The organism is Enterobacter sp. JUb54, from assembly GCF_014298075.1.
GTDB classification, from domain to species: Bacteria; Pseudomonadota; Gammaproteobacteria; order Enterobacterales; family Enterobacteriaceae; genus Klebsiella; species Klebsiella lignicola.
Window position 1 is genome coordinate 4200691 of the sequence record NZ_CP060418.1, and the last position, 24586, is coordinate 4225276.

At 57.4% G+C, this 24586-nt stretch carries 21 protein-coding genes; 4 read left to right on the forward strand and 17 right to left on the reverse strand.

Going from position 1 to position 24586, the window contains the following annotated elements; genetic code table 11:
• Positions 1 to 175 precede the first annotated feature (175 nt).
• Entirely contained in the window at positions 176 to 2137 is a 1962-nt protein-coding gene (locus tag HF679_RS19370; RefSeq protein ID WP_154144323.1) for a glycoside hydrolase family 127 protein, read from the reverse strand.
• 10 nt (positions 2138 to 2147) lie between these two features.
• Positions 2148 to 3548, reverse strand: coding sequence for an MFS transporter (locus HF679_RS19375; RefSeq protein WP_187042309.1), 1401 nt, complete (start codon positions 3546 to 3548; stop codon positions 2148 to 2150).
• Between the two features lie 252 nt (positions 3549 to 3800).
• Here HF679_RS19375 and HF679_RS19380 point away from each other — a divergent pair, with 252 nt between their 5' ends.
• The gene (locus HF679_RS19380) at positions 3801 to 4616 is read left to right on the forward strand and encodes a helix-turn-helix domain-containing protein (RefSeq protein ID WP_123757145.1); all 816 of its coding nucleotides are present in this window, start codon (positions 3801 to 3803) and stop codon (positions 4614 to 4616) included.
• 98 nt (positions 4617 to 4714) lie between these two features.
• Here HF679_RS19380 and araD read toward each other — a convergent pair whose 3' ends face one another.
• The 12 genes from araD to HF679_RS19440 all read right to left on the reverse strand — a co-directional run bounded on the left by araD (position 4715) and on the right by HF679_RS19440 (position 17016).
• Positions 4715 to 5413: an L-ribulose-5-phosphate 4-epimerase gene (gene araD, locus HF679_RS19385; protein WP_123757146.1), complete on the reverse strand. Its 699-nt coding sequence runs from the start codon at positions 5411 to 5413 to the stop codon at positions 4715 to 4717.
• Positions 5407 to 6267 (reverse strand): L-ribulose-5-phosphate 3-epimerase, encoded by an 861-nt coding sequence (locus tag HF679_RS19390; RefSeq protein WP_123757147.1) that lies wholly within the window; start codon positions 6265 to 6267, stop codon positions 5407 to 5409. Before HF679_RS19390 ends, araD begins: the two co-directional genes overlap by 7 nt.
• Positions 6260 to 6922, reverse strand: a complete 663-nt coding sequence (gene ulaD, locus HF679_RS19395; protein ID WP_154144321.1) for a 3-keto-L-gulonate-6-phosphate decarboxylase UlaD — start codon at positions 6920 to 6922, stop codon at positions 6260 to 6262. The genes HF679_RS19390 and ulaD overlap by 8 nt, the downstream gene beginning before the upstream one ends.
• On the reverse strand, positions 6919 to 8424 hold the full coding sequence (locus tag HF679_RS19400) for an FGGY-family carbohydrate kinase (protein ID WP_187042310.1): 1506 nt from the start codon (positions 8422 to 8424) through the stop codon (positions 6919 to 6921). The genes ulaD and HF679_RS19400 overlap by 4 nt, the downstream gene beginning before the upstream one ends.
• A gap of 47 nt (positions 8425 to 8471) precedes the next feature.
• Positions 8472 to 9791 (reverse strand): MFS transporter, encoded by a 1320-nt coding sequence (locus HF679_RS19405; protein ID WP_044350496.1) that lies wholly within the window; start codon positions 9789 to 9791, stop codon positions 8472 to 8474.
• A gap of 53 nt (positions 9792 to 9844) precedes the next feature.
• Positions 9845 to 10780, reverse strand: a complete 936-nt coding sequence (locus tag HF679_RS19410; RefSeq protein WP_123757150.1) for a DUF4862 family protein — start codon at positions 10778 to 10780, stop codon at positions 9845 to 9847.
• Positions 10781 to 10825: 45 nt separating this feature from the next.
• Positions 10826 to 11293, reverse strand: coding sequence for a YhcH/YjgK/YiaL family protein (locus HF679_RS19415; RefSeq protein ID WP_123757151.1), 468 nt, complete (start codon positions 11291 to 11293; stop codon positions 10826 to 10828).
• Between the two features lie 11 nt (positions 11294 to 11304).
• Entirely contained in the window at positions 11305 to 12303 is a 999-nt protein-coding gene (gene yiaK, locus HF679_RS19420; RefSeq protein ID WP_123757152.1) for a 3-dehydro-L-gulonate 2-dehydrogenase, read from the reverse strand.
• Between the two features lie 112 nt (positions 12304 to 12415).
• Entirely contained in the window at positions 12416 to 13279 is an 864-nt protein-coding gene (locus HF679_RS19425; protein ID WP_123757153.1) for an SMP-30/gluconolactonase/LRE family protein, read from the reverse strand.
• Between the two features lies 1 nt (position 13280).
• On the reverse strand, positions 13281 to 14348 hold the full coding sequence (locus tag HF679_RS19430) for a substrate-binding domain-containing protein (protein ID WP_227540155.1): 1068 nt from the start codon (positions 14346 to 14348) through the stop codon (positions 13281 to 13283).
• 63 nt (positions 14349 to 14411) lie between these two features.
• A complete protein-coding gene (locus HF679_RS19435; RefSeq protein ID WP_123757155.1) occupies positions 14412 to 15482 on the reverse strand; it encodes an ABC transporter permease in 1071 nt (356 codons plus the stop codon).
• A 13-nt stretch (positions 15483 to 15495) separates the two neighbouring features.
• Positions 15496 to 17016: a sugar ABC transporter ATP-binding protein gene (locus tag HF679_RS19440; RefSeq protein WP_123757156.1), complete on the reverse strand. Its 1521-nt coding sequence runs from the start codon at positions 17014 to 17016 to the stop codon at positions 15496 to 15498.
• A gap of 223 nt (positions 17017 to 17239) precedes the next feature.
• Here HF679_RS19440 and yiaJ point away from each other — a divergent pair, with 223 nt between their 5' ends.
• Entirely contained in the window at positions 17240 to 18058 is an 819-nt protein-coding gene (yiaJ, locus tag HF679_RS19445) for an IclR family transcriptional regulator YiaJ (RefSeq protein ID WP_123757157.1), read from the forward strand.
• Positions 18059 to 18176: 118 nt separating this feature from the next.
• Complete coding sequence (locus tag HF679_RS19450) at positions 18177 to 18665, forward strand: 4Fe-4S binding protein (protein WP_123757381.1); 489 nt, start codon at positions 18177 to 18179, stop codon at positions 18663 to 18665.
• A gap of 49 nt (positions 18666 to 18714) precedes the next feature.
• Here the strand turns inward: HF679_RS19450 and avtA are convergent, their stop codons facing one another.
• Positions 18715 to 19971, reverse strand: a complete 1257-nt coding sequence (gene avtA, locus HF679_RS19455; RefSeq protein ID WP_123757158.1) for a valine--pyruvate transaminase — start codon at positions 19969 to 19971, stop codon at positions 18715 to 18717.
• A gap of 173 nt (positions 19972 to 20144) precedes the next feature.
• Positions 20145 to 22178: an alpha-amylase gene (locus HF679_RS19460; protein WP_123757159.1), complete on the reverse strand. Its 2034-nt coding sequence runs from the start codon at positions 22176 to 22178 to the stop codon at positions 20145 to 20147.
• Between the two features lie 314 nt (positions 22179 to 22492).
• Here HF679_RS19460 and HF679_RS19465 point away from each other — a divergent pair, with 314 nt between their 5' ends.
• Entirely contained in the window at positions 22493 to 23311 is an 819-nt protein-coding gene (locus HF679_RS19465) for a protein bax (protein ID WP_123757160.1), read from the forward strand.
• 75 nt (positions 23312 to 23386) lie between these two features.
• On the opposite strand, the gene xylR is transcribed toward HF679_RS19465, so the two are convergent.
• The gene (gene xylR / locus HF679_RS19470) at positions 23387 to 24565 is read right to left on the reverse strand and encodes a D-xylose utilization transcriptional activator XylR (protein WP_123757161.1); all 1179 of its coding nucleotides are present in this window, start codon (positions 24563 to 24565) and stop codon (positions 23387 to 23389) included.
• Between the last annotated feature and the right edge of the window lie 21 nt (positions 24566 to 24586).

The following is a 24586-nucleotide window of genomic DNA, read 5'->3' on the forward strand; positions in this document are numbered from 1 at the left end:
ACGCGCCTGTCCGGGCTACCAACCCGTAGCCCGGACCCAGCCCAGGCCACCGATCCGTAGCCCGGTCAGCGTAGCGCCACCGGGAAACCAGCCCGGACCACCGACCCGTAGCCCGGTCAGCGCAGCGCCACCGGGAAATGTGAATCCGCCGGTGGTTCAGCGACAGCCTTCGCGCTTATGCCTCCGCTTCTTTCACCCAGATGCGCATCTCACCTTCGCCACGGTTAGCCCAACTGAACCACGGAATAAAGGTCAGGGTCTGCGGCTGGCGGGTTGTCGGTGCGCGGTCGTAATGCCACAGCGCCTGCTGACCGGCCTCTTCCGCCGTTTGCTTATAACCCGGCGCCTGCAGGATCACCTTGTGGGCAAAAATCCCTTTCCCTTCAAAGGCGCTGAACCGGGCGTCGCGCGGCAGCTGCAGGTTATGCAATTGCTCGCCGTTATCCGCCTGCTCCAGACAGTACACCAGCGGACCGCGCTGAACGGCAACCTGGCCGGCCTGATGACGCACCAGCGGATTACCGTAAAGACGGCGCACCGGCATCGGCAGTGTTAACAGAAGCGTGTCGCCTTCCTGCCAGCGATGGCTGATATGCAGATACCCCTTGCGCACATCCTGCGCCACCGGCTTGCCGTTGAGCGTCACCTGCGGATCATCGCACCAGTCCGGCAGGCGCAGCGCCAGGGTGTGATTGACCGGCGTCGGCGAGTCGATCGCGATCTTCACCTGCTCCTGCCACGGATAGTTGCCGCTGATACGCAGGCGCAGAGTTTCATCCCCTACCGGGATCTCCGCGCTGTTCCCCACATACAGGTTGATGTACAGCGCATCCTGATGCGGCGTGTAGATATAGTGCCCCAGCGAGGTCAGCACGCGGGCAATGTTTGGCGGGCAGCAGGCGCAGCCAAACCAGCGCTGACGCACGGGCTTCACATGGTCATAGATATGGTTGAATTTTAACGATGTCGGGTGCACTTCTAACGGGTTAACGTAAAAGAAGTGCTTACCATCCAGCGCCATCCCGCCCAGCACGGTGTTATACAGCGCGCGCTCCATCACATCGGCATACTGGCTGTCGGCTTCCATCTCCAGCATCCGGCGGGCAAACATCATCAGCCCGATCGACGCGCAGCTCTCCGCGTAAACCGTGTCGTTTGGCAGGTCATAGTCGCTGCTGAAGGCTTCGCCGCTGCTCTGCGAACCAATGCCGCCGGTAATATACAGCTGGCGCTGGGCCATATTGTTCCACAGGCGCAGGCAGTCCTGACGTTTCCCCTCGTCCTGGCTTAAGCGGGCGAGATGGGCAACGCCGGTCATCAGGTAGACAAAACGCACCGCATGGCCGATGGCGACGGGCTGTTCGGCAATCGGCTGATGCGCCTGGCTGTAGGGCTTATCCATCACCATCCAGGCCGGACCGTAGGTGTTCCAGTAGGAGGTTTTGCCCCGCTTTTCATATTCGATATCGTAAAAGTGCGGCTGGGTGCCACGCTCTTCGACGAAGTAGTTCACCAGCGCCAGATAGCGCGGCTGCTGGGTGATATCGTAAAGACGCATTAACGCCAGCTCGATTTCCGGGTGGCCGGGGTAGCCGTGCAGCTGGTTCTCGCCGGGGCCGAACACGCTGTCGATATGGTCGGCGAGACGGCAGACCACCTCCAGCAGGCGGCGTTTGCCGGTGGCCTGGAAGAAGGCGACGCCCGCTTCAATCATGTGGCCCGCGCAGTACAGCTCATGGCATTCCGCAAGGTTGGTCCAGCGTTCCGCCGGGGCTTTGACCGTGAAATAGGTGTTCAGGTAGCCATCTTCGCACTGGGCGGCCGCCACCAGTTCAATCACCTCGTCGGCGGTTTTTTCCAGTTCGGCGTCCGGCTTCTGGCACAGCGACCAGGCAACGGCTTCCAGCCATTTCGCCACGTCGCTGTCCTGAAAGACCATGCCGTAAAATTCTCCTTCCTGCTGCCCCGCGGCAATCCGGAAGTTTTCTATCGCATGGCTCGGGTCCGCCTCGGCAATGCGGTCGTTCAGCGCGTCCCATTGATATGGGATCACCACATCGCGCACCAGCTGCTGGTACTGGCCGAGGAACGGGTCGCTGATTTTCAGTTTGTGCAGATCGACTTCCATAACAGACATGACGGACTCCTTAAGACTGAACGTGACGGGTGCGCAAGTCGCTGGCAATGCGCGCCATCATAGGATTATTAAGCTTGCAGGCGCGAATGGTGAAGGCCAGCAGCAGATGGAACAGGGCAGGCAGCAGGGTCTCCATGGAGGAGATACCGGCCAGCGATGATGCCGTTTGGTTTTCCGCGCCCGGCTGATAGGCCACATAGATAAACACCAGGCTGATAATGCCGGCGCTGGAGGCCCACGCCAGCTTGATGAAGAACAGGTTAAAGGCGAAGTTCATGCCGGAAGAGCGCACGCCGGTCTTCCACTCGCCGTAGTCGTCGGAGAAGGCCATCAGCGAGAAGTGCAGCGGCAGGGTGAAGCCGAGAATAATGCCGTTACCGAGGATCACCACCAGCCACAAGGTCTGGTAGGCCGGGCCGGTCGGCAAAAACCACATCGCGAAGGCAATCGCGGCTAACACCAGGTTGGTGTAGTAGTAGAGTTTGACGGTATCGAAGCGGCGCGACAGCAGGTTGATAATCACCGAGCCGCCAATCGAGGCGAAGGTCACCATGGTGAAGAACAGCGAGGTATAGCCGGTAGAGCCACCCAACACGTAGGTGATGAAGTACATGTAGCCGCCGCCGCGGATATTAAAGACGTTGATCAGCAGGAACGACATCACCAGCATCAGCAGCAGCTGGTCGTTCTGGCGCAGCCCGGCGATATGCTCGCGCAGGGTGAATTTGCCCATCATGTCCAGCGAGACGCGTTCGCGAACCCAGAAGAAACAGCACAGGAACATCACCACCGCGATGGCGCAGAGTACGCCGACGCCATACTGATAACCCTGCGCGGTGTTGCCCTGGCCGAGCGCCTTCACCAGCCACGGTAGCCCAACGGATACCAGGAACCCTGCCACGCCGCACAGTACAAAACGCCACGCCTGGCATGAGATCACTTCACTGTGGCGCGTGGTCATGGTGTTAATCAGCGCGCAGTAGGGCACGTTAATCGCGGTATAGCTCACCGACAGCAGCAGATACGTGCCGAAAGCCCAGGCGATTTTTACGCCCATGCTGGCATCCGGCACGGTAAAGGTCAGAACGCCGATGATGCCGATGGGCAGCGCTATCCACAGCTGCCACGGGCGAAAGCGTCCCCAGCGGCTTTGGGTACGGTCGGCCAGCACGCCCATAATCGGGTCGGAGATGGCGTCAAACACGCGCAGCGCCAGGAACAGCGTCCCGACCAGCGCTGGCGTCAGTCCAAAGACGTCGGTATAGAAGAAGGTTAAAAAGTTCATGATCAGGCAGGTAATGACTGTCCCGCCCGCATCGCCCAGGCCATAACCGATTTTTTCACGGAGCGTGAGGGTATCGTCCTGGGTGCGTTGTGCTAATTCACTTGTCGTAATCGGAGCCGAAGTCATAAATAACTCCCGGAGATGATGTGCGGAATAATATCCCGCTGAAGTGCGGGCTTTTATTTGTCATTTGCAAAGTACGTTATTTATTCTGCACTAAATACCTGGGCTAACAAGGGAAGGGAAAAGTATAAAAAGGTGACGATTCCGACTTCATGATAAAAGTGTGATTGCGATCCTGAATCATGCTGTTTTATCTTGAATAATCAAAGGTAAAGCGAATATCTGGTGATGCAAATAGCGGGAATTTTCATATCTATGCTTGAATTATCCATGTCTTTACCGATTAGAGTCCAAAATGGCGGGTTATTTATTTCTCGCGGTATTGGTAGCCATCCGGCACGACAGCTTCGCTCCTGGGAAATTATCTTCGTTGAAAAAGGGACATTAACGATTCGCGAAGATAACGAGGTATTTAGCGTAAATGCCGGGGAAAGTTTGCTGCTGTGGCCGCAGCGTTTGCATGTTGGGGTAGGGCAATTTCCGGCGGATTTAAAATTCTACTGGCTGCATTTCGAAGTGATATCAGACGAGGCCGCGTTGCTGCCAGAAGCGCTGCTGGCGGTGCCCCAGCACACGCGGGTGAGCGAGCCGCAATATATAATCTCCCTGTTCAGGCAATTCTTGCACGAACAGGAAAATATTCATCGTAGCGTCGCGCTGGAGCTGATCCTGCTGCTGATTTTGCAGCAGATTGCGGCGGCGGCCAGCGAGCAGCCCGCCGATAGCCCCGGTACCGCGCTGGCGTGGAAAGCGCAGCAAATCATCCTGACCCGGTTTCATCTGCCGATTTCCGCCTCCACGCTGGCGAAGGAGCTGCACTGCAACGCGGACTATCTTGGGCGGGTCTATCGCCATGCTTTCCGGCTGACGCTCACCGAAGCGCTGCATCGCCAGCGGGTGAGGGCGGCGGAAAAGCTGCTGATCAGCGATTCGCTGTCGTTGACCGACGTGGCGTTGAAGTGTGGGTTTAACGATGTGGGCTATTTCCGCAAAATTTTCCGCAAGCACACCAGTCTGACCCCGGCGGCCTGGAAGCGACGCTATTGTAAAGAGCACGTGAATTCGGCGTAGGATTTAGCGGTTCATACAAAAACTACCCCGGTGGCGCTGCGCTGTCCGGGCTACCGGATCGCGTCGGTAGCCCGGACAGGCGCGTCAAGCGGCAGACGTCAGTTTTGCCCGTAATAGGCATTGGCGCCGTGTTTACGCAGATAGTGTTTATCGAGCAGTTCAGACTGCATATCCGGCAGTTGCGGGGCCAGCTGGCGCGAGAACAGCCCCATGTAAGCGCACTCCTCCAGCACCACCGCGTTATGCACCGCATCGGCGGCGTCTTTGCCCCAGGCGAACGGGCCGTGCGAATGGACGAGGACCGCCGGGATCTGCGCTGGATCCAGCCCGCGTTCTTCGAAGGTTTTAATGATCACTTCGCCGGTCTGATATTCATATTCGCCGTTAATTTCGTCGACGGTCATCAGGCGGGTGCAGGGAATGGCACCATAGAAATAGTCCGCATGGGTGGTGCCCCAGGCCGGCAGGTCGATGCCCGCCTGCGACCAGATCGTCGCGTGGCGGGAATGGGTGTGCACGATCCCGCCGATCTGCGGATAGCGGCGATAGAGCGCCAGATGGGTCGGGGTATCGGAAGACGGCTTTTTGCTGCCTTCAACGACCTTACCGCTGGCGATCTCCACCACCACCATATCGTCGGCGGTCATCACCGTGTACTCGACGCCGGAAGGCTTGATGACCATCAGCGTGCGGGTGTCATCGACCGCGCTGACATTGCCCCAGGTAAACGTCACCAGGTGGTGTGCCGGCAGCGCCAGGTTGGCGGCCAGGACCTCGGCTTTGAGTTGTTCTAACATGTAAATCCTCCTTCCTGCATCCGCGATTCAATCCAGCGCCGCGCCTGGATAATTTCCAGCACCGGTTCGCTGGCTTTCTCCGTCCACATTTCAATCAGGAACGAGCCGCGATAGTTCAGCTCGTGCAGGGTTTTGAAAATGCCGACAAAATCGACACAGCCTTCGCCAAACGGCACGTCACGAAACTGCCCTGGGCTGTGCGCGGTGACCGGCTGGGTGTCTTTCAGATGGATGGCGGCGATGCGGTCGATACCCAGTTTCAGCTCGGCGGCCACATCGTTACCCCAGGCGCTGAGGTTGCCGACGTCCGGATAAACGGTGAACCACGGAGAAGAGAGCATCTCATCCCACGCTTTCCACTTGCTGATAGAGTTCATAAAGGCGGTATCCATGATCTCCACCGCCAGCATCACCTGCGCTGCCGCGGCCTGTTCCACCGCCCACGCCAGCCCTTCGGCAAAGCGCTGACGGGTGCCTTCATCATGTTCTTCGTAGTAGACGTCATAGCCCGCCAGCTGAATGGTGCGGATACCCAGATCGCGCGCCAGACGGATGGCTTTGGTCATGATCTCCCGCGCTCGCTGGCGGGTGGACTCATCGCGGCTGCCAAAAGGAAAGCGGCGATGGGCGGAGAGGCACATCGACGGAATGGCCACCCCGGTTTCCAGCATGGCGGTCACCAGCGAGGCGCGCTGAGCGGGGCTCCAGTCGAGGCGCGACAGGCGGTCGTCGGTCTCATCCACCGACATTTCAACAAAATCAAACCCGCAGCTTTTTGCCAGTACCAGCCGCTCTGGCCAGCTGAGATCTTTGGCCAGCGCTTTCTCATAGATACCTAATGGATGATTACGCATGCTGTTCTCCCCAGATGGCGTCAATCTGTGCGTGGAATTCACCGGCAACCTGTGCCGGGTGGGCGGCGCCTGACAATGCGCGTCCGGCAATAAACGCTTTGACGTTAATATCGCGGAACAGCGTCAGGTCGGCGGGGGTGATGCCGCCGGTAATCGACAGCTCGAGGCCAATATCCGACAGCGCCTTCATGCGCGTCAGGTCGGCGTCACTCCACTGTTGTCCGCTGGCCTGGGCGTCGCGTCCGCGGTGGTAGATCGCCTGACGAACCCCGGTGCGATACCAGCCGCGGGCATCCTCCAGCGTCCAGTTGCCAAACAGCTCCATCTGAATTTCTCCACCGCAGGCCTGCGCCACGGCGTGGCCTTTCTCTACCGTGGCGAGCGGGGCGGCGCAGATGATGGTCATCCAGTTGGCACCGGCGTTAAACGCCTGCTGTGCCAGGGTTTCGCCGGCATCCGCCACCTTCCAGTCGGCGACGATAATTTTGTCCGGACACTGGGCGCGCAGGGCGGTCACCGCGCGCAGCCCTTCGGCAAGGCACAGGATCGTGCCGGCTTCAACGATATCGACGTGGTCCTGTAACAGGGCGACATCGTGCTGTGCCGCCTGAAGATGGGTATGGTCGAGCGCCAGTTGCAGTAATGGACGGCTCATAGTGCGTGCTCCTTAATGCGGGCGTGGTAGCCCTGTAGTGCCTGAATCAAATGTTGGTATTGCTGGTATTTGTGCTGGTAGCGCGCGTGCGCGGCCATGTCGGGCTGCAGCGTGCGTACCGGATGTTGTAGATCGTGCTGGGCGTCGTGGAAGGTGCGGTAGACGCCGGTTCCGACGCGGGCGGCAAGGGCCGCGCCGAAGCAGCCGGTCTCCTCGACCTGCGGCAGTTCGATGCACAGACCGCTGACGTCGGCCAGCATCTGCATCCAGACGTCAGAGTGCGCCGGGCCGCCGGTGACGCGCAGGGCGTGCACATCGGTAAAGCGTTCACGCATGCGGTTCAGGTGGGTCATATGGCTGAAGACCACCCCTTCGTAGACCGCCTGCAGCAGATGGGCACGGGTGTGCAGCGCCTGCAGACCGTAAAACCCGCAGGTCATCTCCAGCCCGGCGTTGCTGCCGTAGAGAAACGGCAGGAAAAAGAGCTGGCTGTCGGCTTTCGGCAGCCCGGCGACGGCCCGGTTTATCTCATCGAAAGAGAGATCGCCCCATTGGGCCGTGAACCATTCGAGATTGCCGGAAGAGGTCGGGCTGGCTTCGTGAACGATGTACTGCCCGTCGTTGACGTAGCGCCCGTAAACGTAAGGGTGGGCCTCGTGGTCGCGCAGGCCGTGGGTGATCCCGCTGGTCACCGCCCAGGTCCCCATCACCGCATTGAGGGTGAACTCATCTTCGATCCCTGCACAGAGTGCGGTGGAAACCACATCAAACAGACCGCCGACGACGGGGGTTCCCGCCGCCAGACCGGTAATAGCGGCTGCCTGAGCGGTGATTTCCCCGCATATTTCTGCTGAACCGACGATGGGCGGTAACGCGCTATCGATTTCACTGATGCCCAGCCAGCGGGTCAGCTGTGGGTCGTACTGGCCGGTTGCCATGTTGTAGAGGTTGGACTCGGAGATGTTGCTCTCTTCGCAGCCTTTGACGCCGGTTAAGCACCAGCGCAGGTAGTCGTGCCCCATCATAACGCTGCCGATCTGCGCGTAACGCTGAGGCTCATGCTCTTTTACCCAGCGCAGCAACGAGGCCGGATGCCCGGTCCACAGCGTCTGGCGGGTGACCGGATACAGCTGCTCAGGGATGCCGTCCTGCTGCCAGCGTTGGACGATGTCCAGCGCCCGGCGATCGGAAGAGAGCATGGCATTGCCCAGCGGCCGATCCTGTTTATCCAGGAGAAACAGCCCCTTGCCCTGCGCCGAAATACCGATCCCGGCAATCTTTTCGCCCACGACGCCGGTGCGTTGCAGTAGCCCGGCGATGGTCGCCACGCACTGTTGCCAGAGCTGGTGCATGTCACGTTCGGCATAGCCTGGCAATGGCGACGCCGTCTGCAGCGACTGCCGATGAATGCCATGCTCATGACCTTTGGCGTCATATAAACCGGCTTTCAGATAGGTACCACCACAATCGATACCGAGCCAGAAGGTCTTTTTCTCACTCATCTTTGCATTCTCTTTGTTGCCGGGAGGCGCAGACCCCCCGGCAGGGTTTACGCCGCGTGTTTACGTGGGCTCATCGTCTTTACCGGGGCTGCGCCGGTATCGCATTTTGACGGCAGCAGAAGGGCCATCAGCGCAGCCAGCGCCAGGGAGATCGCCAGGCAGTAAACCCCGGCGTCTTTGCTGTAGAGGGTGATCAGTACGCCCACCGCGTATGGGCCGCAGAAGCCGCCGAGGTTGCCGAGGGCGTTGATGACGCCACGGGCGCCGCCGGCCATTTCAGCGCTGAACAGACGGGCCGGAATGGTCCAGAACACCCCCGCCGCGGACTGCAGGAAGAAGCCGCAGCCCACCAGCGCGGCATAGGCCAGCCAGACGTTGTTCTTCAACGCCACCGACAGGAACATGCACAGGGCAAAGCCAACCAGCGGCAGGCAGACGAACAGTTTGCGTTTTCCGGTACGGTCAGAGAGGGAAGAGAACAGGAACATCCCGGCAATCGCCCCGACGTACGGCAGGATAGCGAGCATCCCAACCTGCCCCATGCTGCTGTGCGTCAGCTCTTTGAGAATGGTGGGGAGCCACAGGGTGTAGCCGTAAATACCGGTCTGATAGAAGAAGTTCAGGGCGATCAGTTGCCACATGGTTCTGTCGGCCAGAACGGCGCTGAGGGACGCATTTTTGACGGTGGTTCCGGCGATGGCGCGTTGCTCGGCGGCGAGGGTATCGACGAGGTAGCGCTTTTCGGCTTCAGAAATCCACCGGGCTTCCTGCGGACGGTCGTAGACGGTATAGGCCCACAACGCCAACACCACCACCGAGAGCAAGCCTTCAATAATGAACAGCCAGCGCCAGTCGAGGATGGTAATGATCCACCCGGAGAGCGGGGCGGTGATAATGCCGGCAATCGGGACAAACATAATCACAATCGCGTTGGCACGGCCACGTTCAGCATCCGGGAACCAGTTGCTGATCATCGTCAGCACCACGGGCAACATGCCTCCTTCGGCGACGCCCAGTAAGAAGCGCAGGACCAGCAGCTGATACTGGTTGGTGATTAAACCGGTCAGGACCGAAATCACCGCCCAGGCAACCAGCGACCAGCCGATAAACTTCTTGCCGCTGCCGTGGACCGCGATTTTTCCGCCCGGCACCTGTAAAAACAGATAGCCGATAAAGAAAATCCCGCCCGCCAGCCCCGCCATGGTGGCAGAAATACCGAGTTCAGCATCCATCCCGCCGGGCATGGCGAAAGCAATGTTGACCCGGTCCATATAGGAAATAATACACGCGATAAGAATAGGGGGAATAATTCTTAACCAGCGTTGGCGCGGAATATCCGCGGTTGTAGCGTAAGAGGAAGTGTTCATATTAATCTCGTGTTTAAAGTAGCTGACGTTGCGATTAAATTGACGCTTTATATTTATTGTTGGGCTAGGTTTAACGCGTTAATGCCATCGCGTAATATGGCTATGCGATGATTCGCATCAGCATTCTCATCAATTTCCAGTAACTTAATACCGGCAAACTGTAATTTTGCTGAATCAGCCACATTAAATAGTTCTTGTGCGTGCGCCGCCGTTAACAGGCTGTGCGGGCAGAACGGGGCGAACGGGGTGTGCAGGTCAGTCCATTCGCCGTACGGCCCTTGGGTTGCGGTGCCAGAGAACATCAGCGCCCCCAGTTTGCCTGCGGCATGTACCGCCTGAGCATGCGTCAGCGGCAGGGCGGTATTACGCCCTTCAATCGCCGAACGCGCCCAGTTGATACAGATATCGATGTTGTAACCTGCCAGGACCTCCAGCACGTTTTCCAGCGGCAGAAAGCCTTTGCGCGGCGCCGGTTGGTTCATGGCATCACAATGTTCCAGCACGAGTGAGCATGACCAGTCCCACGCCGCTATCTCTTTGATGGAATGCGCGAAAGCATCGGTTGCCTGCCCAACGTTCGTATTGCCTGCAAGCGGCGCGGCCTGCAGCTCCAGGGAGATAACCTTGCCGGCAAAACGTTTGTTTAGCGCATTGATTTTGTTGCGTAAATGACGATGGAATTCGACGCATGCCAGGCGCTGTTCTTCATCGCTGGAGGCCAGGCCGAAAGCCGTGTTGCCGCCGCCGCGGCGCCGCATCGTTTCCGGGATGGCTGTCACCACCATCTTCCACTCCTGCGGCGTATGCTGGATCAACCACTCATCGCCATAGGGGTGAAAGTTCTCATGGCATGGCTGCTCGAGCCCACGGATGTGGGGCGTGTCCGCGAGTAAGCGCCAGAATTCCGTCTCTTCTTGTTCGCTCTTTTGGTGAAATGAAGGCGCGCAAGGGTATGCGCCGATGATATAACCGGCGTCATTTCTTTCCATTTTTCACTCCTTTTATTTATCGCCGTGCGACAAATAAATTACGGATTAATCTAAAGCGGAAATAGCAACTTTAACCACTATTTTCCTGATTGCCGTTGCCCGGTGTTTATTACAGGCTGGTCGGTGAACATCCTGCGGGAAAAATATGGCGTAGTTCCCCGGCCTCATTTCTATTAACGATTCATTTTCGCTGTGGTGATAGAAAATAATATCCCGCTGCTCAAGTAATTCTTCACTGACGACATTATTGCCGGTATCGATAGCAACACCGATCTGCTCTTCACCGGAATATAAAAACTGGATATCCAGGTAGCGGCGGTGTACTTCCGGGCGCAATTCATCGTGCGGGCGGGTGGTCAGGTCGAGGATCTGCGCGAAGATCGTGCGCCCCTCGATTTCGACCACCCCGGTCTCCAGTTTGCCGAAGTCCGTGGTGCGCAAAAATTCCAGTGCCTTTTCAATCGCCGCCGGATACCGGCAGGCGTTGGGTTGAGAAATATGTCCATAAATCATGATGATATTCCTTACAGCGCTTTGATTTTTGCCCACACGCTGTCATCAACGGTGATGCCGTTGCGGCGGTTCTCTTCCAGCAGACGGGAAAACTCATGACCGGGCAGACGGACCGGCACGTTTTCGTCGGCACGTTCGGCGCTGGTGATGTAATCCATGATGCGTTGCAGCTTGGCGTCGCGGGTGGCACCGTCGATCAGCTTGTCCACTTCGATAGCAATAAAGACTTGTGAAATGTTGAATTCGTCACTGTTGTCTTCAGTTACCGCAGCGACGGAAGCGCCATCGGAAAGCAGGGTGGCGATCATGTCCAGCACAATGGAGAGGCCCGAACCTTTCCAGTAACCCATCGGCAGAATACGGCGGTTTTTCTCGATCGGCGCCGGGTCTTTGGTCAGGTTGCCTTCGTCATCAAAGCCGCCGTCAACCGGCAGCTGGCGGCCCGCCAGACGGTTCACTTCCAGCATGCCGTAGGAGAACATCGACATCGACATGTCCACCATGGTGATCGGCGTTGACGGAATGGCGACGATCAGTGGGTTGGTTCCGATGCGGCACTCTTTGGCACCCCACGGCGGCATCACGGCAATGGAGTTGGTCCAGCAGATACCGATGTAGCCTTTTTCCGCCGCCTGCCAGCCGTAGCTGCCGCCGCGCATCCAGTGGTTGGCGTTTCGCACAGCAACCAGACCAATACCGTGGTCAGAAGCCAGTTCAATGGCCCGGTCCATCATTTTTTTCGCCGTCAGGTTACCGATTGAACGCTGGGCATCCCACTGCTCAATCGCCCCCAGCGAAGTGGTGCGTTTTGGCTGGGCCTCCGGGATGATATCGCCGTTTTCCAGTTGCTGAATAAAGCGCGGGAAGCGGTTTACGCCGTGGGAATAGACGCCTGACTCGGTGGTGCGAGCGAACATTTCAGCACAGGCATCGGCGGTTTCAGCCGCCACGCCGCGTGCCAGCAGGACACGGGTAAACTCATTTTTAAGGTCAGAAAAACTCAGTAACATACCTTTTCTCCATTACAGCTTGTGTTTCACATAGTGGAATGTGATTCCACTAAATAGTGTCAGGTTGCAAAAACACGCCGGCAGGGCCGGTGCGTTTCGGTATTACTCCGGTTTATCCCTGAAGGCGGGATGGGGTGAGGGTCACCCGGTACAGCGATGTCGTCGCCGTAATAAAAAGCGTATTCCCGTCGGGGCCACCAAAGGTGCAGTTAGAGACGCGCTCGGGGACCGCAATCGTGTTCAGTAATTCGCCTGCGGCGGAGAAAATCAAAATCCCCGTCTCGCAGCTGCAGTAAATATTCCCGTCCTGATCGACGCAGAATCCGTCCGGAATACCCGGTTTGACCTGGGTGACGACGTGGGAAAATAGCGCGTTATCGCCTTCAAGACGGTAAGCACGAATTTCCCGGCGACCCTGGCTCGGAAAATCAATAACCGACATATCTGCTACGTATAACCATTTATCATCCGGCGAAAAGGCCAGCCCATTGGGGCGCTGGGTATCGCTGATGGCAATCGCGACCTGGTGACGCGTTTCATCAAAGCGGTAGACGTAGCAGCCAATGACCTGACTGGCGGCGCGATAGCCCTCTTCGTCACCGACGATGCCGTAGGGCGGATCGGTAAACCAAATCGACCCGTCCTGGCGCACCGCGATATCGTTGGGTGAGTTAAAACGCAGCCCGTCGACTTTATCCACCAGCAGGGTGTGATTGCCTGCGGCGTCGGTACGGCTGATCCCGCGCCGACCGTGCTCGCAGGTCAACAAACGCCCTTGCAAGTCCCGCGCGTTGCCGTTGGCAAAGTGGGATTCGGCACGAAACACGCTGACGCCATTTTGCCCATCCCAGCGGAACATTCTGTTGCCTTTCACATCGCTGAAAATCAGGCACTGCTGGTCTGCCAGCCACACCGGGCCTTCCGCCCAGATCGCCGGTGAGCACAGACGTTCAACACTTCCCGTGACGGCTAACATCTCACTTCACGCCCCAGATGGCTTTGTAGCGATCGCGATAATGGTTGTCCGGGTCGAATTCGTTGTTCTGGCCGCCGTCGGCGGCGATATTGTCTTTGGTCACCAGATGTGCCGGAGTGACATACCCAGACGGCGCTTTGCCCGCGAAGGCGCGGTTAAATTCGTCCAGCAGCTGCCAGCCGTGCAGTTTCAGCGGCTCTGGGACGGTTGCGATCTGCGCTTTGCCTTCACGCACACGCTGGTAGGCAGTGACGGAACCATCGCCAGCGGAGATGTTGTACGGTGGTTTATCGCCGCTGCCTTTACCCGCGGTTTGCAGGGCTGGGGCCATAAAGTCGAAGTACAGGTCGTTAATCGCCAGCGAGTATTCGAATTTGTCGCCATATTTTTGGATCAGGCTGTAGGTCATGCCCGGCATGCGGTTGGAGGTATCGGCCAGCGGAGTATCAATAAACTCCACCACCTGGCAACCGCTGCACTGCTCGATCACCTTCTTCATCGCGTTGGCTTTATCCAGCGCGATTTGGTACAGCGAGTCGGTGAAAATCAGCACCCTGGCGGTGCCGTTGGATTTCGCCACCGCATACAGCGCCGCCATGCGCGAGACGTCGTTCGAGTCGGAGGTCACGTTGTAGAAAATGTTGTAAGCCGGAACCGGGCCAGGCGCGGGAACCGCGTGCCATGCGGTCAGCACGATGCCCTCTTTTACGGCTTTTTTCAGCGGAATTTTGGCGACGTTCGGGTTCCAGCCGCCAATGACGATCCCGTCCGGTTTACGGGCGATCGCCTGGTTCAGCGCCGCCAGTTGGTCTTTCACCGAACCTGCTCCATCCAGCACATCCAGCTGCCAGCCTGCGGTTTTCGCCGCTTCCTCCAGACCCTCTTTAACGCCCAGTACGCCGCCGTTTTTCATGTCCGAGGCGATGAAAATGATCTTCTTATTCGGCTGCAGCGCCGGGCCCTGGGTTGGGCCGTCCCATGTGGTGACTGGCGCGGTTGCTTTGGCAATCGCCGTTTTCGCTTGCTGAACAAAGGCATCGTCGGCGAGGCTGAAACCACTTGCCATCATCAACCCGGCAGCCAGACAGCATTGAACTATTTTGTTATTCATTTTCAGTTCCTTACGCGAGAGTCATTGGGTAACGGAGGAGCCTGATGCTGGCGATTGTGTCCGCTGCACCAGTTTTTTATTTAATGCCCGACGGCGTTGGGCGTAGCCCGCCAGGGTAATCGACAGCAGCAGCGTCGCGCCGTTAAACAGCGGTTCGACCCAAAACGCGCCGCCGAACTGCTGGATACCCGCAATACCAATCGCCAGCACCGCAATACCGACCACCGTGCCCCAGACGTTCACCCGGCCGGGACGAATCGTGGTGCTGCCAAGGAAGGCGCCCACCAGAGCCGGGAGCAGATAATCCATCCCGACGCTGGCCTGGCCCACGCCCTGTTCGGCGGCGATGATCACCCCGGTAAAGCCGGTTAAGGTGCTGGAAGTAATGAATGCCCCGATGATGTAACGATTAACGGAAATGCCGTTGAGCGCTGCGGCGACGGGGTTGCCGCCCACCGCATACATGCAGCGGCCGATCGGGGTATGTTCGGTGATAATCCACAGCACCACGGCGGCAATAAGGACGTAGAAGGCCACCACCGGAATGCCGAACAGGTCGGAGTGATGCAGAGCGATAAAGGCATCCGGCAAGTCACCGACGATCTGCCGACCGCCAGAGTGCCAGAGCGCGATGGCGTACAGCACCGTACCGGAACCCAGGGTCGCAACAAAGCTGTCGATATCCGCCAGCGCCACCAGAATCCCGTTCAGTAAGCCGTAGAGCGCAGAGAGCACCAGCACGATCGCCACAGCGACGGGCCAGGAGAAACCATATTCAACCTGCAACGTAATAGCGAGGATGTGCCAGAGCACGATGCCGAAGCCGACGTTCAGGTCGATTTTGCCGACAATCATCGGGATGGTGGCTGCCAGCGCCAGCAGGGCGATTTTCGATTTGCTGTCGAGAATCGCCTGCAGCGTCAACAGGGAAGCAAACGAAGGCGTTGTCAGTGAAAAAACGATAACCAGCATCACGCAGATCGCGGGTAAACCGTAACGAGTGGTCAATTGTCCAAGCCAGGTGGCCGCACCGTGTTCATGAAGTGATACGCGTGATTCCAGGGCCGTCGATTTCATTGATGTTTTAGCCATAACGCACTCCGACTTAATGTATGGTGCCGCTGCCCGATGCCAGCTCAAGCAATCTGGCAAAGGTGACATCCTGGTTGAGAAGTTCGCCGACGATCTGCCCGCGGTTAAACACCAGCGCCCGGTTACAGATGTGCGCCACCTCTTCCAGGTCGTTGGAGATGACCAGAATGGCAACGCCGTTTTGCAGCGCCTGATTGAGTAAATCGTAAATTTCTGCGCGTGCGCCTACGTCAACGCCGGCAGAAGGATCTTCCAGGATGAGCAACGGTGCATTGAGCGAGAGCCAACGCGCCATGACCACTTTTTGCTGGTTGCCGCCCGACAGTGCACTGATTTCAATATTTATCTGCGCAGGACGCACGTCGAACTGGCGGATTTTCTCCCAGCTCAGTGGCGCTTCGCTTTTTTCGTTATAGCGGGAAAGCAGCGCGTGACCGTGTTTACACGGGTTCATAAACAGGTTTTCACGCACCATCATGCCCGGGATCAGACTTTCATGAAGACGGTCGCCGGCAACAAAAGAGATGCCTGCGGACATCGCCTCCCCTGGTGTTGTCGCCGTAAACGGCACGCCACTTAAGGTGATTTGTCCACTCTCCTGCGGCCTGCAGGCAAACAGTAAACGTCCAATTTCTTCCTGACCGGCGCCACGCAGACCGGCGAGTGCCACCATCTCACCGGCACGCAGCTCGAAGGAGACCGGCCCGGTATCGCCCACTTTGACGTTGTCCATTTTCAACAGCACCGGCGCGGTGGCATCGGGTAAGGCCTGACGCTGATCGTCGCGGAGGCTTTCACCCACAATCAGTTCGACCAGACCACGCAGGCTATAGCGACCGATATCGCCGCCCCCGGCGTAGCAGCCGTCGCGCATTGCGCACACGGTATCAGCCATCTCCATCACCTCATCCAGGCGGTGGGTGATGTAAATCATGCCGACCTGTTTCTCGCGCAGGATGTTCATCACGCGGAACAGGTGGCGGACATCGTCAGCAGGCAGTGAGGCTGTCGGTTCATCGAGCACCAGCACCGAGGCATCAACGGCCACCGCGCGGGCAATCGCCAGCAGGGATTTTTCGGTGCGGGAAAGGTCAAACACGCGGTCATCCGGGTCGAGCTGAATGCCGATATCTTCCAGCGCTTTTTGCGCCTGGCGTTTGGTGGCCGCCCAGTCAATCAGGCCGAAGCGACGGGGGAAACCCATCACCAGCGCCATGTTTTCGGCGACGGTCATCCACTCTACCAGGCCTAAATCCTGATGAATAAAGGCGATGGGTTGTTCGTTGCCCTGACGTAACGCGGCGGCGGAATCCACCGGCTGCCCGCGAAACAGGATCTCTCCGCCATCACGGGAATAAACGCCCGCCAGCACCTTAATCAGCGTCGATTTACCGGCACCGTTTTCTCCCAGCAGCGCTACAACCTGGCCCGGATAAATATCTAGGCTGACGTTATTGACCGCCACGTTTCCACCAAAGCGCTTGATAATGTGGCGCATGGATAACAACGGAGACAACACTGCTGCTTCTGCCATTTAAGGTGACCTCCCGATGCGTGGGAAAGAACGTTTTGCACGCTATAAATTTCACTATGCGAAATCTGATTTCAAATATATCGATCATGATTTGACAAAGCAATCGGTGAGGTTGTTTTTGAAATTCAATAAAATCATATAATTACAAAATTTCTGTTCAGATCGTGAAGTGAAACACACTTTGCGCTACCATCAGAGCGGGTCGAAAAGGGGAGCTGACGCGATGGACACAAAAGAGAGAGAAATGACGCAAGATAAAGAAAGGCCTGCGGGAAGCCAGAGCCTGTTCCGCGGGTTGATGCTGATTGAAATCCTCAGTAACTATCCGAACGGTTGCCCGCTGGCGCACCTTTCGGAGCTGGCGGGCTTGAACAAAAGCACCGTCCATCGCCTGCTGCAGGGGCTCCAGTCCTGTGGCTATGTGACGCCCGCACCCGCGGCCGGTAGCTATCGGCTGACCACCAAGTTCATTGCGGTGGGGCAAAAAGCGCTCTCCTCACTGAATATCATCCACGTTGCTGCGCCGCACCTTGAGACGCTGAACCTGGTCACCGGCGAGACGGTGAACTTCTCCAGCCGGGAAGATGATCACGCCATTCTGATTTACAAGCTGGAACCCACCACCGGGATGCTGCGCACGCGGGCCTATATCGGCCAGCATATGCCGCTGTACTGCTCGGCGATGGGCAAGATCTACATGGCTTTTGGTCACCCTGACTATGTCGAGAGCTACTGGGAAACTCACCAGGATATTATTCAGCCGCTGACCCGAAATACCATCACCGGGCTGCCGGCGATGCATGATGAGCTGGCGCAGATCCGCGAGCGTAATATGGCGATGGACCGGGAAGAGAACGAGCTGGGCGTCTCCTGCCTGGCGGTGCCGGTGTTCGATATCCATCGCCGGGTGCCTTATGCGATCTCTATCTCCCTGTCGACCTCGCGCCTGAAGCAGGTGGGCGAAAAGAACTTGCTGAAACCGCTGCGCGATACCGCAGAGGCGATTTCCCGTGAGCTGGGTTTTGCCGTAAGAGAAAACTAAGGCAGATGACCAAATTCCGCTGACGTAGCGAAAAAAAGACCGCTGACTCCATTCAGGATCAAGGCGCGCAGGAGGATTTTTCTGGCACGCTGCCGTTTTATCCCCAATGGAGCAGTGGATGAACCGTTTTATCATCGCGGATGCGCAGAAGTGTATTGGCTGCCGTACCTGTGAAGTGGCCTGCGTGGTCTCCCATCAGCACGACCAAAGTTGTTCGACGGTTTCTGCGACTCAGTTTGCGCCGCGCATTCGCGTGGTGAAAAGCGATGCGCTGTCTACGGCCACCCTGTGCCGGCAATGTGAAGATGCCCCCTGTGCCAATGTCTGTCCGGTTGAGGCTATCCAGCGCGACCGTGGGGTCTGGCGCGTCGACCAGCGCCGCTGTATCGGCTGTAAAAGCTGTATGGTGGCTTGCCCGTATGGGGCGATGAGCGTGATGATGACCGGGGAAGGGGTGCAGGCGTTGAAATGCGATTTATGCAGCCACAGCGAGGCAGGTCCGGCCTGCATGGCGGCCTGTCCGACCCAGGCGCTGCACTGCATGGAACCGATCGAGCTGGAAAGACTAAGCGCCGAGCGTCGCCAGCGCATGGCGCTGGCGATGTAGCGTATTCCCCGGAGGCAGCGCTGGCGCGCCTGCCGGGGCGACGGGTTGGTTACGCGCCCTGTTCACTCCAGGCCCGCTCAATCTCTTCGGCGAGGATTTTCACGCCCGCTTCGATTTTTTCCGGGTCCGGTACGTAGTTCATACGCATACATTGATGGGTGTGCGGCCAGGGTTTATCCAGCCCCGGGAAGAAATAGTCGCCCGGCACCATCAGCACGCCACGCTTTTTCAAACGCTGATACAGCAGTTCGGTGGAGATCGGCAGATCTTTAAACCACAGCCAGAGGAAAATCGCCCCTTCCGGTTTATGAATCAGGCAGCGTTCTTCGGAAAGATAGCGGCGAATGGTCGCGATCGTCTCCTGTACGCGCTGGTAATAGAACGGCTTAATCACCGTTTCTGACAGCCGCAGCAGGTCATGGCGTTTGATCATTTCACACATCATCGCCGGGCCCATTCCGCCTGGCGCCAGGCTGATAATCCCGTTCATATTGCTGATGGCGGTAATGATCTTTTCATTGGCGATGATGATGCCGCAGCGGCTGCCCGGCAGCCCCAGTTTTGACAGGCTCATGCACAGCACAATATTGGGGTTCCACAGCGGTCTGGCATCGCTGAAGATAATGCCCGGGAACGGCACGCCATAGGCGTTATCAATCACCAGCGGCACCCCGTGCTGATGGGCCAGCGCATCGAGCTTGATCAGCTCTTCATCGGTAATGACGTTGCCGGTGGGGTTGGTGGGGCGAGAGACGCAAATCATGCCGGTCTCTTCGGTTATCTGCAGGTGCTCGAAATCGACGTGATATTTAAACTGGCCTTCCGGCAGCAGCTCGATATTCGGTCGTGTGGCGACAAACAGATCCTCTTCGAGGCCCGAGTCGGCGTAGCCGATATATTCCGGCGTCAGCGGGAACAGGACTTTACGGGTGGTGCCATCCGCACGGCGCCCGGCAAAGAGGTTAAATAAGTAGAAAAATGCACTCTGACTGCCATTTGTTAGTGCAATATTCTGTGGTTCAATCTCCCAGCCCAGTTCGTCCCGCAGCATCTCCGCCAGCAGAGTCAGCAACTCGCTTTTCCCCTGTGGGCCGTCGTAATTGCAAAGCGCATCAAGGGCTTTGCCGTTGCTCAGCATATCGGCCAGCAGATTGTTGAAGTAGTCATTCATCTCTGGGATCTGCGCGGGGTTACCGCCGCCCAGCATGATGGCGCCTGGCGTGCGCAGGCCGTCATTGAGGTCTTCCATCAAGCGGGTAATGCCCGAATGACGGGTGAATTTGTCGCCGAAAAGTGAAAATGTCATCGCGGATAATCTATCGGTCTTCCTGGAAAGTGGGTAACCATAACGCCAGCGTTAGCGCGGTGCAAATCGGCAGGATCGACAAAGGTATCGCGATTATTCTTTGATTATTTTGTTCTGCAGTTATTTATTCTGTTAAGGCTCCTCCAGGAACGGAGGAGCCTCCAGAAGGCGGGTTATCGCTGGCCAGCCCACACCACCATGACTTTGTCATCGCCGCTTTCGCGGGTGAAGCCATAGCCCTGCGGCATCGAGAGGGTGGTCTGTTTACCCATGCCAATCGCCGGGTGGCGGGCGCGGAACTGGCCGAGCTTCTGCCAGTGGCTGACGCTGAGGGCGGCTTTACCCTCGACATCCTGCCAGTTCATATCGGAACGGGTTCCTTGCAGCGGATCGGACCCGGTAGGGCCAAACGGCCTGGCGGACTCATCGCCGTAGAAGATCTGTACCGCTCCTGGCGCCAGCAGCAACAGTTCTGCCGCCGACGAGCCGCCTTCACGGAACAGGCGGGTATCGTGAGAGGAGAGGTAGCTCAGGACGTTAAAGGTCTGCAGTTTATCCGCCATCTGCTGCCAGGTCAGATCAATCCCGGAGAGACAGCCTGAGGCCTTCGCCGCCTGGTCTTGATAGTCGAAGTTAATCATCGCATCAAAACCGTGGCGGTAGTAATCGCTCTGCATCACGCCGTGACCCCAGGCTTCGCCGGTCATCCAGAACGGGGCGTTATCCAGCGCTTTGTCCGGGTTGGCCTGTTTCCATTCCGCCAGCGCCGCGGTGGCCTGGGTTTTCAGCTGTTGCCACGCGGCCTGTTCCACGTGCTTGGCGGTATCGACGCGGAAACCGTCGATGCCATAATCACGCACCCACTGACTCAGCCAGTGGGTCAGATAATCGCGCGGCGTGTAGCCGGGGATCGCTTTTGCCGCGGTGTCCGGCTTCTGTTGATAGAAGTTCGGCAGCCCGGAAGCGGTGGTCGATTCGGTTTTCAGGTCCGGCAGGAAGGCCAGCGACATGGTCAGATCGTCAAAGCCGGGGTTGTCGTAGTCGCCAATATCGGTGCGGATCCACTTTTTCCCCCACCATTTTTCCCAGCCGGCTTTATCGCTGAAGTTGATGTAGTCGTTAAAACTGTGCCAACTCTGGCCCGGGCCGGGTTTCCAGTCGGTCCAGTGCTCTCCAAGCGTCTTTTTCAACTCGTTGCCCTGCAGGTACAGCGATCCGAATTTGAACTCCTGCATGTCGGCGAGCGTGGCGTAGCCGATGTGGTTCATCACCACGTCGAACAGGATGCGAATGCCGCGTTTGTGGGCTTCGTCGACCAGACGGCGTAAATCCGCCTCGGTGCCCATATTGGCATCCAGTTTGGTCCAGTCCTGGGCGTAGTAGCCGTGGTAAGCGTAATGGGGGAAGTCACCCTTGGTTCCGCCGCCGACCCAGCCGTGTATTTGCTCCAGCGGCGAGCTTATCCACAGCGCGTTAACGCCTAATGTTTTCAGGTAATCCAGTTTGCTGGTCAGGCCCTGCAGGTCACCGCCGTGGAAGGTGCCAATTTCCTGCATGCCGTCTTTGTGGCGCCCGTAGCTGTTGTCGTTCGCCGGATTGCCGTTGACAAAGCGATCGGTCAGGACGAAATAGACGGTGGCGTTATGCCAGTTGAACGGGGCGTCGGCGGCGGTTTTTGCCTGCTCGAGCAGCAGTAAGCCGTTGCTGTTGTGCGCCGGTTGCAGGGTGATTTTGCCGCCGCTGACCGTGGCGATGTTGCCGCTGTAGAAATCACGGACCTGGCTGCCTTCGGCAAAGGTTTTGCTGACGTCCAGCGTCAGCGGCTTGCCGTCCCATTTCGGGCACTGGCGCAGCGGCGTGGCCGACGCCGTCACCGGCTCTTTTTCCTCCAGCGAGATCATCAACGTCGGCGTACCGGAACGGGTATCCACCGCCAGAGTGTACAGACCTTCGCGGAAAACCCGCCACTGTGCAGGGGTACCGTGGCAGGGTTCCATCGACAGCATCTGGTTGAGTTTTATGGCTCCGGCGGGCTGCCAGCACTGTTGGTCAAAATTAATGTGTAAAGGACGTGTACCCTTCGCCACCTCATTTTGACTGATAAATCGGCCGCTGCCTTCTTCAGTGAAGGCAGGAAAATCAGTGGTGGTCCAGGCGGCGAACGCCATCCCAGGCAACAACAGCGACGCAAGCGCAGCGAGTTTCATTCCGGAGTCCTGTGAGCGGTTTTTACCTAGTGTGCCCGGCAAATTCAGGGATGAACTCATCCCGCCGAGGCTTTTGCAGGGATGACGAAAAGGGGTGAGTGACAGAGGTCAAAAAATAGACAAAAAATGAGACGGCGCTAGCATTTTCGCACCCTCGTAACGGCACCGAAACCGATTTCAGATGACAGCATTTAGGAATTGGACTATTTCTGTTAGTGCTCTCACTGGGTATTTTTGATACTATTCGCGACTCAATTAACGTTTTTTTGCGTAAAACAAGGTGTTGGAATGATTAAATCCGACCAGGAGATCTAATGATATCGATTCCCATGCGACGATATGGGGCGGCGATACTCATGTTACTTACCTGCATATTTTCAGGTAGTGTGTTGGCAACAACCCACACGGCAACAACGAGTCATAAAGCCTCAAAAGTTACAAAAAGTAGTCAAGTTAAGGTAAGCAGTAAACAAGAGTATTCTCGCAATAGTGTAAAGAGCAGTTCACTTCCTGATTTGCGAAAATACCCTTCCGGGACACCAAGGAAAAAAGCGTTTCTCCGGACAGTAATGCCTTATATTACTAAACAAAATCAGGTGATTACCGCCGATCGCAACTGGCTTGTTACTAAGCAGTACGACTCGCGCTGGTCACCGACAGAGCGTACACGTCTGAAGGACATTGCGTCACGCTATAAAGTGAAATGGTCCGGTAATACCCGACACATTCCATGGAACACGCTGATGGACCGCGTTGATATCATTCCAAACAGTATGGTCGCGACGATGGCGGCAGCGGAAAGTGGTTGGGGCACGTCCAAACTGGCGCGTGTGAACAACAACCTGTTTGGTATGAAATGTGGCGGCGGTAATTGCCAGGGTGCCATGAAAGGCTATTCGCAGTTTGATTCTGTAGAGCAGTCGGTTCAGGCGTATGTGACTAACCTGAACACGCACCCGGCTTACAAATCCTTCCGCAAATCCCGCGCGCAGCTGCGTAAAACGGATCAGGAAGTGACGGCCAGCACCATGATTCATAAGCTGAAGGGCTATTCGACCAAAGGGTCGAGCTACAACAACTATCTCTTCGCGATGTATCAGGACAATCAGCGCTTAATTGCTGCTCATATGTAATTGAAAATGCCCGGTGCGCAAGCCCGGGCATTTTTCTTTCTGCACTTTTCCCTGCGTCTGTCTCTGCTACATGCCCTACATCATCACTTCACTGTGCCGGTCCCGGTACTCCTTCGGCGTGACGTCGTACTCTTTCTTAAACACCGAATAGAAATATTGCAGCGACGGATAGCCGCACATCTGTGAGATTTCGTTAATCGACAGCGTGGTGGAGACCAGCAGGCTGCGGGCCTTCTCTAACTTCTCGCTATGAATGATGGTGTGAATGGTATCGCCCACCTCCTCTTTGAAGCGCTTCTCGAGGTTGGAGCGGGAGATGCCGACGGCATCCAGCACCTGTTCGACCTTAATGCCTTTGCAGGCGTTATTGCGGATGTAGTGCATCGCCTGAATGACCGAGGGATCGCTCAGCGAGCGGTAGTCCGTTGAGCGGCGCTCGACGACACGCATAGGCGCAACCAGCCGACGCTGCAGCGGCAGCGGCTCATTATCCAGCAGACGATGCAGCAGCTTTGCCGCCTGGTAGCCCATCTGGCGGGTTCCCTGGGCCACCGAGGAGAGCGCGACGCGCGACAGGTAGCGGGTCAGCTCTTCGTTATCAATCCCAATGACGCACAGCTTCTCCGGCACCGGAATATGCAGCAGTTCGCAGGCCTGTAACACATGGCGGGCGCGGGCGTCGGTCACCGCGATAATGCCGGTTTGCGGAGGCAGCGTCTGTAGCCAGTCGGCCAGGCGATTCTGGGCGTGCTGCCAGTTCTCCGGCGCGGTCTCCAGTCCCTGATAGACCACGCCGCGATATTTCTCTTTCGCGACCAACTGACAGAACGCATGCTCGCGCTCCACCGCCCAGCGCTTGCCGCTGGAGGTCGGCAGGCCGTAGAAGGCGAAACGCTGCACGCCTTTTTCTTTCAAATGCAGAAAGGCGCTCTCAACCAGCGCGGCGTTATCCGTCGCGATATAGTGCACCGGAGGATAGTCGTCGGGATGGTGGTAGGAGCCGCCCACGCCGATAATCGGCACCTCGACCCCCGCGAGCAGTTTTTCAATTTCCGGGTCGTCATAATCGGCAATGACGCCGTCACCCAACCACTCCCTGATATTCTCAATTCGCGCCCGAAAATCCTCTTCAATGAAGATGTCCCATTCCTGTTGCGATGCCTGTAAATATTCACCAACCCCTTCGACAACCTGCCGGTCATAGGCTTTGTTGGCATTGAACAGCAGCGTAATACGGTGGCGCTTTGCAAACATAGTGTTGTTCCCTGGTCTTTC

What these genes read in the sequence shown, in the direction of transcription:
- HF679_RS19370 (WP_154144323.1), bottom strand. Translation starts at nt 2,137, where the DNA reads ATGTCTGTTATGGAAGTCGATCTGCACAAACTGAAAATCAGCGACCCG.
- HF679_RS19380 (WP_123757145.1), top strand. Translation starts at nt 3,801, where the DNA reads ATGCTTGAATTATCCATGTCTTTACCGATTAGAGTCCAAAATGGCGGG.
- ulaD (WP_154144321.1), bottom strand. Translation starts at nt 6,922, where the DNA reads ATGAGCCGTCCATTACTGCAACTGGCGCTCGACCATACCCATCTTCAG.
- araD (WP_123757146.1), bottom strand. Translation starts at nt 5,413, where the DNA reads ATGTTAGAACAACTCAAAGCCGAGGTCCTGGCCGCCAACCTGGCGCTG.
- avtA (WP_123757158.1), bottom strand. Translation starts at nt 19,971, where the DNA reads ATGACATTTTCACTTTTCGGCGACAAATTCACCCGTCATTCGGGCATT.
- HF679_RS19410 (WP_123757150.1), bottom strand. Translation starts at nt 10,780, where the DNA reads ATGGAAAGAAATGACGCCGGTTATATCATCGGCGCATACCCTTGCGCG.
- HF679_RS19405 (WP_044350496.1), bottom strand. Translation starts at nt 9,791, where the DNA reads ATGAACACTTCCTCTTACGCTACAACCGCGGATATTCCGCGCCAACGC.
- HF679_RS19435 (WP_123757155.1), bottom strand. Translation starts at nt 15,482, where the DNA reads ATGGCTAAAACATCAATGAAATCGACGGCCCTGGAATCACGCGTATCA.
- HF679_RS19375 (WP_187042309.1), bottom strand. Translation starts at nt 3,548, where the DNA reads ATGACTTCGGCTCCGATTACGACAAGTGAATTAGCACAACGCACCCAG.
- HF679_RS19415 (WP_123757151.1), bottom strand. Translation starts at nt 11,293, where the DNA reads ATGATTTATGGACATATTTCTCAACCCAACGCCTGCCGGTATCCGGCG.
- xylR (WP_123757161.1), bottom strand. Translation starts at nt 24,565, where the DNA reads ATGTTTGCAAAGCGCCACCGTATTACGCTGCTGTTCAATGCCAACAAA.
- HF679_RS19430 (WP_227540155.1), bottom strand. Translation starts at nt 14,348, where the DNA reads ATGATGGCAAGTGGTTTCAGCCTCGCCGACGATGCCTTTGTTCAGCAA.
- HF679_RS19400 (WP_187042310.1), bottom strand. Translation starts at nt 8,424, where the DNA reads ATGAGTGAGAAAAAGACCTTCTGGCTCGGTATCGATTGTGGTGGTACC.
- HF679_RS19450 (WP_123757381.1), top strand. Translation starts at nt 18,177, where the DNA reads ATGAACCGTTTTATCATCGCGGATGCGCAGAAGTGTATTGGCTGCCGT.
- yiaK (WP_123757152.1), bottom strand. Translation starts at nt 12,303, where the DNA reads ATGTTACTGAGTTTTTCTGACCTTAAAAATGAGTTTACCCGTGTCCTG.
- HF679_RS19425 (WP_123757153.1), bottom strand. Translation starts at nt 13,279, where the DNA reads ATGTTAGCCGTCACGGGAAGTGTTGAACGTCTGTGCTCACCGGCGATC.
- HF679_RS19465 (WP_123757160.1), top strand. Translation starts at nt 22,493, where the DNA reads ATGATATCGATTCCCATGCGACGATATGGGGCGGCGATACTCATGTTA.
- HF679_RS19440 (WP_123757156.1), bottom strand. Translation starts at nt 17,016, where the DNA reads ATGGCAGAAGCAGCAGTGTTGTCTCCGTTGTTATCCATGCGCCACATT.
- HF679_RS19460 (WP_123757159.1), bottom strand. Translation starts at nt 22,178, where the DNA reads ATGAAACTCGCTGCGCTTGCGTCGCTGTTGTTGCCTGGGATGGCGTTC.
- HF679_RS19390 (WP_123757147.1), bottom strand. Translation starts at nt 6,267, where the DNA reads ATGCGTAATCATCCATTAGGTATCTATGAGAAAGCGCTGGCCAAAGAT.
- yiaJ (WP_123757157.1), top strand. Translation starts at nt 17,240, where the DNA reads ATGGACACAAAAGAGAGAGAAATGACGCAAGATAAAGAAAGGCCTGCG.